A 17478-nucleotide genomic window follows, 5' to 3' on the forward strand; every position below is an offset into this window, starting at 1 on the left:
AGATTCGCCTTATGTCCGCCAAAGGGCATAAGGCTTACTTTGCCCTCATGAAACTACGTCAATTCATTGATCCGCTGGACTCGTCCTTCTCGACCCCCAAGGCCGCGCGCAAGCTGTTGCACTTGTTCGCCATTGCCTTGGTGCTGGGTTTTTATGCCGGAATCTATAGCTACCTGAGCGCCCGCCTGAGCGAGGAGATTTCTCTGCGTCGCAGTGACATGAATGCGGCGATTTCCGATGCGCAGAGTTTTTTCGTCAGCCGCCAGACACTGCTGAAAACCCTCGGCCTTGCCGCCGTGCGTAATGTCACCGCGCCGCAAAACAGTGCCAGCGTCATGCAGGGTGAGGAAGTGCATTTCGGCCTGGGCGCTGGCGACCAAAGCTGGAGCCTCTGGCTGACCAAGCGAACGGTCAGTTACCTGCGTACCAACAAGGTCAATCTGCTCTACGTTGGCAAAGCTGACAGCAGCGAAGTCGTGCGTCTTTTCACCGCCAGCGACACCGTACCTGTGATCCCCGCAGCCGTGTTGGCGCGTTTGCGTCTGGGCGATCATCAGGGTGATATCGCTGACGATGACCTGTGGCTCACGGACCAACATTCGTTGAATGCGTCGTTGTACATTTTTACCCGCCTGGACGAGCGCAGCAGCGAATCTGGCTGGCTAGGCTTTGAGGTCGAGTCGCCAGATCTTATGAGTGCCCTGCACAAAGAGAGCGCTGGACAATTCATGTTGCTCGACGCTGAAGGTCAACTGATTTTCGCCAGTGCTGATCGGCGTCCGCTGTCGTTGGCCCTTGAGCAACTGAGCGCCAGGCAGTCTTTTGGTTTCGTGGGCAAAGGCTGGATGCCTGACCACCTGGCGATCCGCAAGCAACTGGGCTACTCGGACTGGCAGATCGTATACGCCATTGAAATGCGCTCGCTGCTGCCGGTCCTGGGTCTACCTTTTTTAATTTGCCTGCTGTTTTGCGTGGTCATTACCTGGCTTATGTATCGGTTGGTACGGCGTATTGATCAACGACTGATTATCCCTGCGGGCCATCGCATCGAAGCGCTCGTCGAGAGTGAGGCCTTTAGCCGCGCAGTGATCCAGATTGCTCCGGTGGCGCTGTGTGTCTTGCGTCGTCAGGACGGCGCTGTCGTGCTGGAAAATCCGCTGTCCCAGCAATGGCTGGGCGACGGCAGCGAGCGTCAGCAACTTTGTCATGGCTGGATCCGGCGCGGTTTCGACGACATTGATCAGAACAGCACCGATGAGCTGCAGATGGCCGATGGTCGGCACCTTTACCTGAGTTTCGCTCCCACCCGCTACAAGCGCGAAGATGTGCTGATCTGTGCGTTCAGCGATATCAGTGCGCGCAAACAGGTGGAGGTCGCGCTGGAGCAGGCAAGGCGTATGGCGGACGCGGCCAACGAAGCCAAAACGTTGTTCCTGGCGACCATGAGCCACGAAATTCGCACACCGCTGTATGGCGTGCTCGGCACCCTTGAGTTGTTAGCGCGTACGGCTTTGAGTGAACAGCAGAAGAACTATCTGAAGGCGATCGAAGGCTCGTCCGCCAACTTGCTGCAGTTGATTTGCGATGTGTTGGACGTATCGCGGATTGAGGCCGGTCAATTGCAGCTGGAGATCAGCCGCTTCTCGCCCCTGGCGCTGATCGAGGAGGTGATCCAGGGCTACGCCGCAGCGGCACAAAGCAAAGGCTTGCAGCTGTTTGCCTGTATCGATCCGCAGCTGCCGGACTGGCTCAACGGTGACGTGACCCGTATCCGGCAGATACTCAATAACCTGTTGAACAATGCCCTGAAATTCACTGACAGCGGACGGATTATCTTGCGGGTCCGGCTCGACAGCCGGGACGGTGAGCGGGTCACGCTGCACTGGCAGGTATCTGATACTGGCAAGGGTATTTCTCACGACAGTCAGCAGCACTTGTTCGAGCCGTTTTATCAGGCCGATGGCAACACCAACGTGGTGGCTGGCACTGGTTTGGGCTTGTCGATCTGCAAGCGTTTGATGCATTTGATGAACGGCAGTATGCGGGTCGTGAGTGAGCCGGGTCTGGGCAGCAGCTTTACGTTGCATCTGTCGCTGGAGCAGTTGCCTGCTGTCGGCCATGCGTTGTTCGCCAACCCGTTACTGGCAGAACAGGTTTACGTGGTATCGCCGATTCGTGAACTGGCCGAAAACCTCTGCGGCTGGCTGTGCCGCTGGGGCGCCAGGGCGCAGGTCGGCGTGCCCGGCGTTAGCGACCAGCCGGATGCTGCAGTTTTGCTCGAAGTGCATCCGGGCCGCGTGCAAGGCTCGCTCGCGCCGGATTGGTCCGGTGCCCGGGTGGTCGCGGCCACCGATATTCATGGCGACACCCTTGGCTCGGCGCTTGAGCCGGTCAGCCTCAACAGCCTGCCTGCGCTGCATCGGGCTCTGGCCTCGGCGCAGGGCCAGACTGTGGAATTGAAGGCGCCACTGGACGATACCCGTGCGGCCTTCAATCTCGGCATTCATGTCTTGGTGGCTGAGGACAACGTAATCAATCAACTGATTCTGCGTGACCAGCTGGAGGAGTTGGGTTGTACGGTCGAGCTTGCTGACGATGGCGTTGCAGCCCTGGAAATGTGGCAAGCGTCATCCTTCGACCTGATCCTCACCGACATCAACATGCCGCGCATGAACGGTTACGAACTGGCCGTACAGTTGCGTCGCCAGGATTGCAGTCTGCCGATTATCGGTGCCACCGCAAATGCGATGCGCGAAGAAGGCGACAGGTGCATGGAGGCGGGCATGAATCAGTGCCTGATCAAACCGTTTGCATTACGTGCCCTTTACAACTGCCTGGAACCTTACCAAAGGAGTAGCAATTGAAGCCCTATCGGGTACTGATCGTTGAAGACCATCCCTTTCAACATGAGTACTTGCTGCACCTGTTCAGCGATTTGGGTGGCTTTCAAGTCGATGCGGTCTGGGATGGTCCGACCGCGCTGACGCGCTTGAGTAGCAGCCACTACGATCTGGTCGTCAGTGACTTGTTCATGCCAGGCATGGACGGCGTACAACTGATCGAGAAGCTGGCCGGGCTGCCTGATTGTCCAGCTTTGGCGTTGATGAGTGTTGCTTCGCGGCGGATGCTGGTCAGCGCCGGGCTGGCGGCCAAGAACCTGGGCCTGAATGTCATCGGGCTGATTTCAAAACCGGTGGAAGCGCAGGCTATCGTTCGTTTGCGCGATGGCCTTGATGCGTTACGCAAACGTGGCAGCGCGCCTGTCGGTAGCCCGTTGCGGCATGATCGGCAGCGACTGCTGCAAGCTATGCGCAGCGGTCAGATCCAGCCGTGGTTTCAACCCAAGAAGTCGTTGAAGGATGGTCGAATTTGCGGTGCCGAGGCGCTGGTGCGTTGGCAGCACCCACAGCTGGGCACGCTGATGCCCGGCGACTTCCTGGCGGCAATCGAACGGTTGGCACTGGAAGAGGAACTGCTCTGGCTGATGTTAGAGCGTACCCTCGAAGTTCAGGCGTATTGGCGCAAGCGGGGGTACGAGGTTTCGGTATCGATCAACTTGCCGACCCATTTGCTTGACAGCCATGACCTGTCCGACCGGCTGCATGCCCGCGTACTGGCCCTTGGGGGCGAGCCGCGCTCGATCTGTTTCGAACTGCTTGAAACCTCAACCACTCAAGCTCTCAGCGCCTACTACGCTGGGGCTTGCCGCTTGCGCATGATGGGCTTTGGCCTGGCTCAGGATGATTTCGGCAAAGGCTTCAGTTCTTATTTCAACCTGATCTCCACCCCGTTCAGTGAACTGAAAATTGATCGATCACTGGTCAATGGCTGTGTCGAGAACGAAAGCATGGCCGCCGCTTTACAGAGCATCGTCGAGCTCAGCGGCAAGCTGGGCCTGACAGTGACTGCCGAAGGCGTGGAGACACAGGCTGAACTGGCCTTCTTGCGCAAGATTCGTTGCGACCAAGCGCAGGGTTTTCTGATCTGTGCAGCGGTTGCCCCAGAACTGTTTCTCGATTTGCTGCGTGAAGATGGCCAGACGCCAGCACTAAAATGATCTGCTACTGTCTATTCATGAGCATGCCAGGGAGTGGCGACCAAGCTGTAAGCAGTGGCTGCGGCACATTCCCTTCATAAACGGCAGCGCTTGATGAAACATGAAAGCCTGAAATTAGGTGCCTTGGCGCTAAGCTCTCAGCGGCTCAACAAGTTGCTGCTGATAATGGCCGGTTTGTCCTTGTTGCTGATCGGTACGTGCTGGTGGGCAATTGACCGTGTGCTGGAAGAAGAGCGCGATAAGGTCAATTTTCACTTCGCCCGACTGGTAGAAAGTATTCATGAATACGAGTCCTTTCTGCACAACGTGGCCGACGCTTACGATCGCACCAGCCAGAATGTGAAAACCGACGTTCGGCCGATGTCCCGTGTGGAGTTGATGCAGCAGGGTGACGAGCGGGTGTTTCAGAACCGTGGTCTGGCCATGTCTCAGCCATTCACCCTGAGCGAGCGCACTCGCTATAGCCCGACCGAGTTGCAGGGCGCCTATTCTCTGGGCGTGCAATTGACTGACTACTACAGCACCTTCTGGTCGAGTTCTTATTATTCAGCGCCTCAGACTTTTCTTTTTTCACCGTCGGATCAGTTCAATATCGCGGTCCCCGGCATTGATGGTTCGCGCAAGCAGGCTGCGTTGCTCAAGGGTAATTTCTTCGACGTCACCGGTCGTCTGTTTCAGGCTTTACTCCAGCAGCGCGGCCAGTTGAACGACACCCATGTACGCTGGATGCGTGCACCCCCTGATTTGCTGCCAGGTACCCGAAACATCATTGCGTTTATCGGCGTCGACATCACGCCCGAGATCATGCCCGCTCGGCAGGATAACGGCCTGCTGATCTTCGCCGCGCTGCTCGATGCGGGCAAGTTCAATGAGCTGGATCGCCTGCTTGAGCGGCCCATTGAAAACGAGGTCACGTTGATTTCCCCGACTGGTGAGGTATTGCTGGGGATGGCCCAGGATCATATCGATAGCCCCATGGGCCTGAGTCTCGACAGTCACGGCCTGCATTTCAAAGTCAGCTCATCGGGCAGTCAGCAGTGGGTCGGCTTGTACACCGTCAGCTATAAAAGCTTCTTTCGTTATGCGCAGTGGCCGCTGCTTGGCATCTTCAGCGTGTTTCTGCTTGCGCTGTTCGCAGGCTGGCGAGTCAACCGTTGGTATCGCACGCAAATAGTCGACCCTGCGCAGCGCGCCAATCGGCGTCTTAGTGAAAGTGAAGCGTTTAGCCGGGCCATGCTGCACAGCGCACCGGTTGGGCTGTGCGTGGTGCAGCGCAATAACAGTAAAGTCCTGCTGGAAAACCAGCGTGCCCAGGACTGGCAAGGCACTGCGGAACTGATCAGCCTGCTCAAGCGCGACTATCAGGATCAGGACCCGCAGGAAGTACAGATCGAAGTCGCCGGTCGGCATTTACTGGTGTGCTTCGTGTCCACTCGTTATCAAGGCGAAGACGTGGTGTTGTGCGGCTTCAACGACATCACCCGGCACGTGGATGACGCGCAGCTGATGGAGCAGGCCAGGCTTTCTGCCGATCAGGCCAGCGCCGCCAAGACCTTGTTTCTGGCGACCATGAGCCATGAAATCCGTACGCCGTTGTATGGCGTGCTGGGCAACCTTGAGCTGCTCGGGCTTACCGAACTCAGCCCCCGCCAGCACGATTACTTGCAGACCATCCAGCGCTCGTCGTCAGTCCTTTTTCAATTGATCAGCGATGTGCTGGACGTATCGAAGATCGAATCCGGGCAAATGGCTCTGGAAACCTCGACGTTCAGCCCACTGGATGTCTTCGAGGATGCCGTGCGCAGTTACGCTGCCACCGCAGGCAACAAGGGCCTGCAGGTGTTCGCCTGTGCCGATGCGAACCTGCCTGCCCAGATGTGCGGCGACAGCGGACGCATCCGTCAGATCATCAATAATCTGCTCGGCAACGCGGTTAAATTCACTGACTCGGGGCGCGTGGTGCTGCGTTTGAAAGTCACCGATCTGGACCAGACTCATGCCTCGCTGCAATGGCAGGTTTCCGACACCGGGCCGGGCATCAGCGAGAAGCAGTTGACTCAATTGTTCAAACCGTTCGCGCAGGTCAGCGGCAGCGAACGGGCAGGGGGCGCAGGCTTGGGACTGTCGATTTGTGCGCGTCTCGCCGAACTGATGGATGCCAACCTGCGTGTGGTCAGCGAGCCAGGTCTGGGTAGCAGTTTTTCGTTGCATATCCGGCTTCCTGTGGTACCGGGGCCGTTGGCTGATTGTGCGGATATCGAGCTGGATGATGTGGCGGTGTATGTTCGCGCGCCTATGAAAGAGCTGGAGCAAAACCTGATCGACTGGCTCAGTCGCTGGGGCGCCAGAGCCATGGTGTTGCCCGACGATTTCAACGGTAACAGCCAGTCACTGTTGCTCGATATGGGGCAGAGCAACACGGAGTTGGCGACCTGGCACGGCCAGCGGATTACGGTCAGTGAGCGAGGGCAAAGCCAGCCGCAGCCAACGGAACAAGGCTGGGAAGTGAGTTCTTTTGATATTCGTGCGATTGCTCGTGCCCTGACCCTTGCGAGTCACGGGCCGGCGCGTCAGTTGGCATCGAGGCGTACCGACACAGCGATCCCTGAAGGGCTGCGCGTGCTGGTGGCTGAAGACAATCCGATCAACCGGGCGATCTTGCAAGAACAACTCGAAGCGCTGAGCGCTCGGGTAGTGACTGCCGAAAACGGTGAGGAAGCGTTGCAGCGTTGGGCGCCAGAGTTGTTCGACCTGATTATCACCGACGTCAACATGCCGCTCCTCAATGGCTACGAGCTGACTCGCGCGTTGCGAGCGCGTGATGTGCTCACCCCTGTCATCGGGGTTACCGCCAATGCGTTGCGTGAGGAGGGCGAGCAGTGTCTGGCAGTCGGCATGAACGCCTGGATCGTCAAGCCGCTGAGCCTCAAAACCTTGCGCCAGGCTTTAATCACTCATTGCGGGGCGGGCAGCACGCAACTGCCTTCACCGGTTGTTGACCAAGCTGGCGATATGGAGGGCTGGATCAGCTTTTCGCCGGCTATGCATCGGCTGTTTATCGAGACCATGCAAGACGACATCAACATGACTGTGCAGGCCCTTGAGCAGTCCGACAGCGCTGGTGTGGTGCGACATTTGCACCGTATGAATGGCTCATTGGCGTCAGTGCGTGCCTCGCAGTTGTCCACAGCCTGCAATGAGCTGGAAGTGCTGTTGCTGGATAAACCGTTGAATGCTGAATCGACCCATGCTGTGCGAGTCTTGCTAAAACGTCTGGAGGTAATGCTGCGTGCGTTACCCGCCGATCCCGGAACAGACGAATCGCCATCCAGTGGCAGGTAGCCAATGAAGAAAATAAAAGTCGTGATCGCGGATGACCACCCGATCGTATTGTTCGGGCTACGCGAAATCATCCAGCGGGATGGGCGCTTCGAGGTGGCTGCCGAGGCGACCAGTTCCAGTCAGTTGATTGCCGAGCTGAATACCCACGAGCCTGAGGTGGTTATCACCGACTTCAACATGCCTGGCGACTCGACTTACGGCGACGGTCTTAAACTCGTCGAGTACCTGATCCGGCGGTTTGTTAACACGCAGGTTCTGGTCCTGACGATGATTTCCAACAACCTGATCCTTTCCCGGCTGCATGAGCTGGGCGTGATGGGCGTCATCCAGAAAAACCATCTGCACGAAGAAATCGAGAACGCGCTGAACGCTCTGGCGTTGAATCGTAGTTATCGGGGGCCGGCGCAGGAAGCGATTTCAGTGCAGGTGAACACCCAGCAAGTGGATGAACGCTTCGCCAGCCTTTCACCGCGGGAGATGGAGGTGCTGCGCCTGTTCGTGACCGGTAACAGCGTCAGCGACATTGCGCGGCAAGTAAACCGCAGCACCAAAACCGTCAGCGCCCAGAAAATCTCCGCCATGCGCAAACTCGAAGTGACCAGCGACCATGCCTTGATGACGTATTGCATCAAGGCCGGGCAGTTTCAGTAGGAGTCTGCGCCACTCCTGCTGAATGGCGCAGAACCCGTGGGAGCCCGGCTTGCCCGCGATACATGAGACGCGGCCAGAAGGGATACCGAGTTATCGTTTATCGCGAGCAAGCTCGGCTCCTACAGGGTTAGGCTTCACGCCAAAACCGCTTCCGCTCTGTTCAACTCCAGTTTGCGATCAAACAGCTTCGCCACTTGCTGCTGGTGGCTGATGCCGATCACGGTGCTGTCCGGCAGCTCGCGCTTGAGCAGGGTCAGCAAGGCAACCGCGCTCTTGCTGTCGAGCTGACTGGTGGCTTCATCGAGATACAAGGTTTGCGGGCGGTACAAAAGGGCGCGGGCGATGCCCAGGCGTTGTTGTTCGCCGCCGGATAACTCCCGGCTCCATTCCCGTTGTTCATTGAGCTGCTGGTCAAGGCGAGCCAGCCCGACCTGCTTGAGCACCACACCCAAGCGCTGATCGTCAGGCATTTCCAGTGCCGGATAGCCCAGTAGTTCACGCAAGGTCACGCTGGCCAGATAAGGCCGTTGCGGCAGCAGCAAACTGCTCCCGTCAGGCAACTGCCAGCGACCTGTATAGAACGGCCATAGACCATGCAGCGTGCGCAGTAACGTGGACTTACCCAGGCCACTGGCTGCATCGATCCGTAGCCAGTCGCCCCGGTTGACCTGAGTATTTATAGGCCCCAGCAGAGCATCCCCGTTAGGCAGCAGCACATGCAGGTCCTGCAACGACAAGGTTTTACCGACAGGGGCTTCACGCTCCGTGGTGCGATTGGCTTCGATCGCCTCAACGAATTGCCCCAGCCGTTCAACCGTTGCGCTCCATTCAATCAGCCGCTGGTACACGTTGATGAACCAGCTCAGCGAACCATGTACCGAGTTGAACGCATTGCGGATCTGCATCAGCCCGCCCAGCGTAATGGTTTTTGCCAGGAACAAGGGCAGTGCAGCAAACACCGGAATAATCAGGCTGACCCGGTTGTAGCTGACAGTGAACAGCGACAGGTTGCGCTGCTTGTTCATCAGTTGATGCCAGTTGTCGCCAATGGCTTCGAAGAGGCCTGACAGTTTGCGCGATTCGACTGCTTCGCCGTGATACAGCGCTATTTGCTCGGCGTTGTCGCGCTTGCGCAGCAGGTCAGCGCGAAAGTTGGCTTCATGTCGTTGCCGCTCGTAGTTGAGGCTTTGCAGCGGACGACCAATCAGGTGAGTGATGAGCGTGCCCGCAACGCTGTAGATCACTACGATCCACACCAGATAGCCTTCTATCGTGAAGCTATGGTCGGCAATGTCGAAGGTCTGCGTGCCCGATAGATTCCACAGAATCGTCAGAAATGCTCCAACCTGAGCCAGGTTGGCGATGAACGAGACCAGCAGCTCGATGCTGCGCTTGACCATCAGATCCACATCTTCAGCGATACGTTGGTCAGGGTTGTCCGGTTCCGCGCCCAGCCCCATGCGATAAAACGCCTGACCACTGAACCAGCGCTCGATGACGCTGGCCGTAAGGGCCCGCCGCCAGCGCAGTTCCAGCGCTTTACGCAACCAGTCGAGATACACGTACACCAAAACATAGGCGCCGATGTACAGCGCGTATTCGCCCATCAGGGCGATGACACCCTGGGTATCGAACTCCGCAAGTGTGTCGTAGAAGGTCTTGCTCCAGGTGTTAATCAGTACGTTGATCTGCACCAGCATCAGACCCATGCCGATCACGCTGAGCAGCATCACCCACTCCAGCCATTGCTTGGGATCACGCCAATATGGGCTGGCCAGAGCCAGGAAGGTCCGCAGGGTCTTCATTGTGCTGGCTCGGCGGGCAGCAGGCGCAGTTGGGTCAGGTTTTCAGAATTTACCAATCGGCTGGCGAGTGTTTTCATCGGCGCAACCTGAATGGCTTCCACTAGTTGGTGTTGTTCGCTCAGATAGCGCGGATCACCCCACTGACGTTCGCTGAGAATCAAGCGTTGTAATTGAGTCGCAGGATCCTTGCGGCGCTCGGCTTCCTGTTTACGCAGCGTGAGACGCAGGCTGACGATGTTGGCTTCGGTCACGCTGGCGGGCAGGGTAGCCAGGGTTTTGCGTGCCAGTTGCCACAGCTCTTCGACCCGGACAGGGTCGGTACTGAACACCAGCTTGCTCTCGATACGCTGGCTGGCCGGGTTCAACTGGCTGTCGAAGGTTAGTTGGTAGATGCCCGCTGCGTCGCGGCGTAGCGCGTCTTTCAACTGGCTGCGCGCTAGCTCCCGAAGTGCCGCAACGCGTGCGGCCTGAGCAGGAGTCCAAGGCTGATCGGTGAAGCTTTGCGCCTGCAACGTAGCGCGTGGCTCGATGGCTATGGCCAGATCGGTGCGGCGTTTACCGGGTGCCTGCCCGGTAGATTGCGCCACCAGCGGGGTACCACGCGGGATGCCTGCCAGTTCGCGACGTACCAGAGGCTCCAGTTCGGCGTCCGGCACATCGGCCATCAGGTAGTAGGTCACGGGAGAGCGTGCGAGTTGCTGCCAGTCAGCGTCCAGCTGCTCTGCGGTCAGCGTCTCCAGGTCGGCACTGACCGGAGGCTGCCAGTTATCCTTGCCGTACAACAAGGCGCGTGACGCGGTTTCTTTGCGCGTGCTGATATCGTCACCTGGACGAGCGAGCCGGCTGAGCAGGTCTTCCCGCGCCTTATCCATTGCGTCGCGATCAATGCGCACCGAGTCCTGAGTCAGCCGATAGGCTTGCAGCAGGTTTTCCAGCCGCTGTGCCGAAGTCTGTTCGGTTGGCTGCGCGATTGCCGACAGGCTCAGGCGCAACCGTTCGGCTTGCTGATCGAGCGAAACATTGACCTTGTTTGCCTTGCGCCATGCGCTGGTATCGTCTGCCGACCAGCCTTCAGGGCCGCTTTTACTGGCCAACTGCGAGGCTATTTGCACTCGCCACGGCAGCATACCTTTGGCCATGAAACCTGCACTGGACTCGGCCTCCAGCACAAAGCGACCCGCTTCGCCGTTACGCCGCAGCCAGACCAATCGATCGCCGTTGCTCAGTTGCCAGTGCTTGACCTGCTCCTTGGCAAAGTCGCGGCGGGAGACGATCTCACCGCTGCTTTCAGCACCCGGCGCTTCAAGTACGACCGTTGGTTTAGTCGTTTCCTGGGCCGGGCGGGGCAGGGGAGCCGTCAGCGACATATGACGGATGCCTTCACGTAATTGCTCAACCTCGGCAACGCTCGGCAAGGTCAGTGGAGTCAGTCGCGGGGCGCTGAATTGCAGGACCTGATCGGGGCTTGAGAGCCAGCGGTTCAAGCGCTGGTTAACGTCTTCAAGCGTGATGTCGTCAATCCAGTGCAGGTTGGCCTTGGCCACGGCGTGGGCGTTTTGCGGCACTTTGCCGATCACTGCTGCATCGTTGAGTGCGTTGACCCATTGCTCGAAGGTGCGCGACTCAGGCTTGGCCAGCGTGCGCTCGATCAGGCCGCGCAACTGGCTTTTCTCTTCATCCAGATCGGCCTGGTACACGCCGTATTGTTGCAGGCGTTGCAGCTCTTCGAGCAACTGCCGCAGGGCGGCTTGGTGCCCATTGCCGTCCACGGCGGCGGCGATGCCCAACACGCTTGAGTAGTCACCGAGCTGGGTCTTTTGCGCCGTGAGGCTGCGTACACCCGGCATCAGTGTCTGGCGCTTGAGTTGAGTGAACAGCGCGTCGAGGGTGAAGCGGTCAATCATTCGCTCACGCAACGCGGCCATGGTGGCTGGGCGACTGAGGGGCTCGTGCATGCGGAACAACAGCGCGACCTGATTGCTGCCGCTTTGGCTGTCCTGCAACTGGAAAATCTTCAGCGTGTTGTCCAGCGGTAGATCATGAGCGTGGCGCGGTGGCACAGGCTTGCCGGGCTGTGGCCCGAACCAGCGTTCGATGTGCTTGATCAACTGCTCCGGCTCAATGTCACCGACCACCGACAGGATCATGTTGTCTGGCTGATACCAACGTTCTTGGTACGCGCGTAATGCTTCAAGGCGAGCGCTGCGAATCGCACCCTCGTTACCAATGGTGCGATGTTCCGGATAGCGAGAGCCGACGCGTTGGGACGCCGTGCGCTGCTGATTCATGCGTTGCGACACACCCAGGCCGCCGCGCCATTCTTCGATAACGACGTTGCGCTCGTGGTCCAGATCCTCGGCCGTGAAGTCACCCGCAAACAGCATGGTTGTCAGGCTTTGCAGGGCGATATCCGTCTCGGCCGAACCTCTGGGCGGGCTGATCAGATATTGGGTGCGGTCGTAGGCGGTCATGGCATTGAAGTTACGACCTTGAATCCATCCTTCGGCAATCATGCGGCTGCGGGCGTCTAGCGCCTGGCCGCCGTGGCTGTAGAACACCAGATGCTCAAGCATGTGCGCGACGCCGATCTGATCCTCTTCTTCATCTACGGAGCCGGCTTTGACGGTCAGGCGAATGTCGAGCCGCGACTTCTGGCGGGTGTCGCGCACCAGTCGATATTGCAGACCGTTCTCCAGCGTGCCGCGCACTACGGCTGCGTCCCAGGGCATGGCCTGTTGATCAGGAGTGATCGAGGCGCAAGCGCACAGCAACAGCGGACCGAGCAGGGCCGCAATGAGCATTTTCATCAGTGTTCTCAGCGAATGTTGGACGGGGCGATCAGGGGTTAGAAGCGGTAGCCGACTTCGAGCCAGTATTGGCGGCCTACTTCGTAGGTGGTTTCGGTGTTTCTGGTACTGCCGACGATGCTGTTAACCTTGTCGGTGACGTTGGTAACGTCCACTGCGACAAACAGTGCCTCGTCCTTGCCTGTCGGTATTTCCCAGTCCAGACGCATATCCCAGGTAGGAGCAGCACTGACCCGAACGGCGTCGAAAACGGGTAAAGCGGTTCCTCCCACGATTACTTCGTCATTCGTTTCAACGATCTGATCGTAAGGGCCTCGGTAGCGTACGAAGTTGCTGATCGTAAGGTTCAATTGGGGGATTTCGGTGATGGCGGTCATGCGTGCCGTCCATGGGCGGTTGTAGTCACTGGCGGGGAGTTCGTCGTACTTCATGATCTGGCCGTCGTAGATCACGTCCAGGTTCTCGAACTGATTGATAGTGAGTCCGTCGTCGTAATTGGCGTCGGCAGACTTGATTTTCGTCCAGTCCAGTGCCCACTGCAGGCTGGTTTTGGTGCCCAGCCATTGCAGGTCTTTGAGGGGCGTGATGGTCAGGCTGACGTTGTCACTTTCGCTTTGACCGTCATTGGTATAGCTGTAGTAAGTCGCCGCATAGCCACTTTCCGCTGGCAGCCCCTGAATTCTTGCCGAGGGGCGAATGATCTTGTCCCGACCCTCGCGGTGTACGTACTTGAGTTTGAATTCGGTATCGAACCAGCGCTGTTCGATGCCCGCCATCAACTCGTCGTCATATGGAATATCCAGACCAGCGAAGCGCGTTGCATTCAGTTGCTGGGCTGACAGCGTCCAGTCGCCGCCAGAAGATGTCCGTCGATAGGTTTTATTGAGTTGCTGTCGACCGTCTGCCAGTCGGTATTTGTAGATATTGCGCCCGTAGTAACGGTTGGCACCAAACACAGCGACGGTGCTGCGATCGCCAAAGAAGTCATAGTCACCGGCAAAGCGCGGCGCGATGGTTTTCTTCTCCATGTAATCGTCGCCTTCAAAGCGAAGACCTGGGCGCAAGCCGAGCTTGCCCAGTTGCAAGTTGTCTTGCAGATAGAAGGCATATTTGTTTTCGGTAATGCTGATACTTCCTGCGCCATACACCGTTTTTAAACTGCCGAATTGACGGGTGTTGTTGTTAAGCAGTCGGCTTACCGAGCACAGGTCATCGCCCGTAGCGCAGGAGGTGCCGTTGTCACGGGTGAAGCCGGTGACGGCAGTCACTTCATCTTCACGTTCCCAATCTGCGACGGTATGGGCCAGCTCTATGCCACTGGTCAGGTTGTGCTCCAGACCTGCGAATTGCAAAGGCACCCAATCAGATTTGAGCGTGTAAGTAATGCCACGCTGGCGCTGCTCCAGGGAGCCGACATTACCTTCGATGCTACGTGCAGTGTTGCCGGTGGGGTTGCCCCAGTTCTTGTCCGCTGAGTAGTACCACCAGACCATGTTGTTAGTGTCAGCGTCGCGCGAAGCTGTCAGGTCCGTCAGGGCCAGTTTATGAGTCCAGGTCGCTTTATCTCCTGACCAGATCGCTTTGAATGATGTCTGGTAGCCGCCGTTTAAGTTAGTGAACTCGGAGTTTTTGCGATTGGCTGTGAAGAAAGTATTTTCCTGGGGCGCATAGGTGAAAGAGCTATCCAGCGTCAGTCGCTCATTGACGTTCCAGTAAGTTTTGATCAGGTAGTTGTCAATGCGTCGGGTCTGATCACGACTGTTTTCACTGGTTGTGCTTTGGAATCCGTTTTCGTAGGCATTGAGGGTAATGGTCGAACGTTTCTGCGAGAAGTTGACGATTGCCCCGAAGTCTTCGGTGATGTGTCCCTCCAGGGTGCCGCGTACTGTCAGCTTTTCGAAGTCGGGCTGATATTGTTCGCTGGATGCGTTAGCAAACTCGACTTCATCACCTTCGTTGAGATGGTATTTCGTCCACTCCGAACGGGTCATGGATGCAGAAATTTTCCCGTGTAAATCCTCCGAGGGGCGGCGTGTGATCGCGTCGATTACACCGCCATTGAATCCGCCATATTCTGCCGGCACGTTGCTGTCATAAACTTTTACCTCCTGTAGCAGGTCGGCATCCAGTGCTATCCCGTGAGCGTTGCTGGGGGTGGCATCGAACTGACGAGTGAGCCCATAGCTCTGAGCGCCTGGATCCAGATCGTTATTGATCGAAATACCATCGATCATGAAGTTGTTCTGGTAGTACTTCGCGCCATTGATGCTGATGTTGGCGGGTTCGAGTTCCCCAGGAGTATTTGAACTCTGCTGACTGCTGCTGAACTGCACACTCGGGTGCATGCGCAACAACGTAGTGATATCGCCATTAGCACCGGGGAAAGCCTTGATGGCTTGTTCGCCAATCACGGTTTCGCCCATGTAGCTTCTTTCCTCGGTGCTACCGAGGACGACGGTAGTGCCGATTTCCATCGCTGCGTCTTCTTCGGCCTGGGGCTCATCGCGGTACAGCAACAGGTTGCCGTAACTGTAAGTCCAGCCGACGCCGGAGCCTTTGAGCAGGTTGTTCAGAGCCTTGGCGCTGCTCAGCGAACCGCTGACAGAGCGGGAGGTGCGGTTTTCCAGCAGGGCGGAATCAACGCTCACTTGCAGGCCGCTTTGCTGACCGAAACTGATCAAGGCCGAAGCCAGGCTTTGCGCCGGAATATCAAAGGTGTGCTGAGCCTGCATCGCAGCTTGTTCGGTCCCCGAGGGTGACACCGCAAAAGCGGGCAGGGTGGTCAGGGCGCAGCAGAGAGTCAGCGCACCAATGCCTGCCAACCCGGTCCACTGCCTGTTAACGCGCAGGTGCGGGTTGTGTGAAAAATCCTTAGCCATGTCGTGTCCCCGGATGAGCCAAAAAGCTCAAAAAACTTGAATGCGAATTGCTTGCAGTTACCGTTCGAGACCAAGGACGGGACAGCTCGGGAAATTTTCAGAAAATAATGAAAATAAATTTAGGGGAGGGGAAATTGAGGTCGGCGGGCCGATTGCGGCCCTTTGTGGGGAGCTGGGCTTGCCCGCGATAAGGCTGGACGCGATCTAAAGTGAACCTTGTCCAGCCTTATCGCGGGCAAGCCCAGCTCCCACAGGGGATAGCATTCAATTGATAGTTGAGGTGTGACTGTTAGAAAAACTGCCGCTATTTCGAAACAATCCTGATCCACGGCGTGCGGTAGCTCACCGTTGCGCCGTGGGCTTTTGCCAGCGCCCCTAGCGCTGCTTCTGGCTGGTCGATGTCGTACACGCCTGTCACACGCTTGCTGGCCAGATCGTCATCGCCAAGCATGATCAGGCCCGGCAGGTAACGGCGCAGCTGTGTGACAACGTCACCCAGGCGAGCGTTATTGGCGATCAACTGCCCATTGCGCCATGGCGAGATCTGGCTGACCGGCTGGGACAGCAGACTTGCCTCACGCAGCTGCCGATCGTAGATCAGGCGCTGGCCCGCAGTGAGTGGCTGACTGAGCGATCGCCCTGAAGATTTATCGGATACCTGAACCGAGCCATGGCTGACCGCGACATCGATCAGTTGGTCTTCCAGATCAACGTTGAACGCGGTGCCAGTCACCCTGACGTCCACTTCCCCGGCTTTCACGTGAAAGGGTTTACTGGCGTCCGGCGCCACTTCGAAATAAGCCTGCCCGGCCAGCAGCCGCACCTGGCGTTCAGGCCCTGTGAAGTCCACGGCCAACGCGCTGTTACTGTCGAGGATGACCTGACTGCCATCGGCCAGATTTACGGTGCTGCGTTCGCCTGCCGGGCTTTGGTAGTCCGCCTCCATCTGCAGCCATAGCCGTGGCGCGAGGGCCACCAACAAACAGGCGGCGATGCCCACGGCGAGATAGTTGCGGCGGGATCTGCGTCTGCTCGGTCGTGTAGGCGCTGTGGCGGCTACAGGCGAAACCCCAGGCGAGGCTGCGGGCGCAACCGACGGCCAGTTTTGAGCCGTCGTCTTCGGTAATTGCCCGGTCAGGCGCCACAGCCGTTGGGCCTTGCGCATGGCCTGGGCATTTTCCGGAGCGGCCTGCTCCCATTCACTGACTTCAGCTTGCAGTGCAGTGTTTTCGGGCGATTGCTGAAGGCGCAACAGCCAGTCCAGAGCTATGTCCATATGTGGCTGTCGAGGTCCTGTTTCAGGCATCGCGGACCGATCTCCCTGAGCTTCAAAAGTATGCAAGGGTCGCATAGAGAGGCTGCTTTGGGCAAAAGGCGTTGGATTATTGCTGTCAGGCATCGGCTTGTTCCAGCCGATGGGCGCAGTGACTCAAGGCGTCGTGGACCAACTGATGAGCCAGCCCCATGGAGACACCCAACGCACCCGCAACCTGTTGCAAGGTGTAGCCACCCAGGCGATGCATTTCGAATGCTGTGCGTGTGCGTTCCGGTAGTTCGGCAAGTGCATCGCTGATTAGCCGCAGTTCATCGTGGCTGGCGGCTTCACGTTCTGGCGAGGCGCTGCTGGAGGGCATTTCATCGAGGATCGTCTGACTGTCAGGTTGGCGCTTCTCAGTAGCCATGCTGCGGGTCAGATCCAGCGCCAGGTTACGCACGATGCGATAGAGGTAGCCCAGCGGATGACTCAGATCGAGATACTCACCCTTGCGACTGTCGAAGCGCAGCCAGGCTTCCTGAACGACATCTTCGGCTCTGGACCGGCAGCCGACGATGGGGGCGGCGTAATCCACCAGCGCAGCACGATGAGCCATATACAGAGCGAGTTTTTGGGGTGACTCATCCACAGCGTGACGCTCTTGTGCAAAGGCAGGTAACGA

9 protein-coding genes are annotated in these 17478 nt (G+C 57.9%); 4 read left to right on the forward strand and 5 right to left on the reverse strand.

The genetic code is table 11. The features are described 5' to 3' along the window. Window positions 1-47: 47 nt before the first annotated feature. The 4 genes from ACYASS_RS02600 to ACYASS_RS02615 all read left to right on the forward strand — a co-directional run bounded on the left by ACYASS_RS02600 (window position 48) and on the right by ACYASS_RS02615 (window position 8050). Window positions 48-2864 carry an ATP-binding protein gene (locus tag ACYASS_RS02600; protein WP_463584974.1) on the forward strand — a complete coding sequence of 939 codons (2817 nt, stop codon included), beginning with the start codon at window positions 48-50 and terminating at the stop codon, window positions 2862-2864. Next, on the forward strand, window positions 2861-4057 hold the full coding sequence (gene pvrR, locus ACYASS_RS02605; RefSeq protein WP_087272907.1) for a response regulator cyclic di-GMP phosphodiesterase PvrR: 1197 nt from the start codon (window positions 2861-2863) through the stop codon (window positions 4055-4057). Before ACYASS_RS02600 ends, pvrR begins: the two co-directional genes overlap by 4 nt. 93 nt (window positions 4058-4150) lie before the next feature. After that, window positions 4151-7399: a response regulator gene (locus tag ACYASS_RS02610; protein ID WP_463584975.1), complete on the forward strand. Its 3249-nt coding sequence runs from the start codon at window positions 4151-4153 to the stop codon at window positions 7397-7399. Between the two features lie 3 nt (window positions 7400-7402). Then, window positions 7403-8050 (forward strand): response regulator, encoded by a 648-nt coding sequence (locus ACYASS_RS02615; protein WP_463584976.1) that lies wholly within the window; start codon window positions 7403-7405, stop codon window positions 8048-8050. A 134-nt stretch (window positions 8051-8184) separates the two neighbouring features. On the opposite strand, the gene ACYASS_RS02620 is transcribed toward ACYASS_RS02615, so the two are convergent. From ACYASS_RS02620 to ACYASS_RS02640, 5 genes are all read right to left on the reverse strand, one after another. Next, window positions 8185-9855, reverse strand: coding sequence for an ABC transporter ATP-binding protein/permease (locus tag ACYASS_RS02620; RefSeq protein ID WP_463584977.1), 1671 nt, complete (start codon window positions 9853-9855; stop codon window positions 8185-8187). Continuing rightward, window positions 9852-12662, reverse strand: coding sequence for a M16 family metallopeptidase (locus ACYASS_RS02625; RefSeq protein ID WP_463584978.1), 2811 nt, complete (start codon window positions 12660-12662; stop codon window positions 9852-9854). The genes ACYASS_RS02620 and ACYASS_RS02625 overlap by 4 nt, the downstream gene beginning before the upstream one ends. A gap of 38 nt (window positions 12663-12700) precedes the next feature. Next, window positions 12701-15541 carry a TonB-dependent receptor plug domain-containing protein gene (locus ACYASS_RS02630; RefSeq protein ID WP_463584979.1) on the reverse strand — a complete coding sequence of 947 codons (2841 nt, stop codon included), beginning with the start codon at window positions 15539-15541 and terminating at the stop codon, window positions 12701-12703. Between the two features lie 304 nt (window positions 15542-15845). Next, window positions 15846-16817 carry a FecR family protein gene (locus ACYASS_RS02635; RefSeq protein ID WP_463584980.1) on the reverse strand — a complete coding sequence of 324 codons (972 nt, stop codon included), beginning with the start codon at window positions 16815-16817 and terminating at the stop codon, window positions 15846-15848. A 115-nt stretch (window positions 16818-16932) separates the two neighbouring features. Beyond that, window positions 16933-17445: a sigma-70 family RNA polymerase sigma factor gene (locus tag ACYASS_RS02640; RefSeq protein ID WP_463584981.1), complete on the reverse strand. Its 513-nt coding sequence runs from the start codon at window positions 17443-17445 to the stop codon at window positions 16933-16935. Window positions 17446-17478: the final 33 nt, after the last annotated feature.

It is taken from the genome of Pseudomonas sp. HP_14 (assembly GCF_055283875.1).

Excerpts from the sequence above, each read along its gene's own strand:
- ACYASS_RS02600 (WP_463584974.1), top strand. The coding sequence starts at position 48 with ATGAAACTACGTCAATTCATTGATCCGCTGGACTCGTCCTTCTCGACC.
- ACYASS_RS02610 (WP_463584975.1), top strand. The coding sequence starts at position 4,151 with ATGAAACATGAAAGCCTGAAATTAGGTGCCTTGGCGCTAAGCTCTCAG.
- ACYASS_RS02615 (WP_463584976.1), top strand. The coding sequence starts at position 7,403 with ATGAAGAAAATAAAAGTCGTGATCGCGGATGACCACCCGATCGTATTG.
- ACYASS_RS02620 (WP_463584977.1), bottom strand. The coding sequence starts at position 9,855 with ATGAAGACCCTGCGGACCTTCCTGGCTCTGGCCAGCCCATATTGGCGT.
- ACYASS_RS02625 (WP_463584978.1), bottom strand. The coding sequence starts at position 12,662 with ATGAAAATGCTCATTGCGGCCCTGCTCGGTCCGCTGTTGCTGTGCGCT.
- ACYASS_RS02630 (WP_463584979.1), bottom strand. The coding sequence starts at position 15,541 with ATGGCTAAGGATTTTTCACACAACCCGCACCTGCGCGTTAACAGGCAG.
- ACYASS_RS02635 (WP_463584980.1), bottom strand. The coding sequence starts at position 16,817 with ATGGACATAGCTCTGGACTGGCTGTTGCGCCTTCAGCAATCGCCCGAA.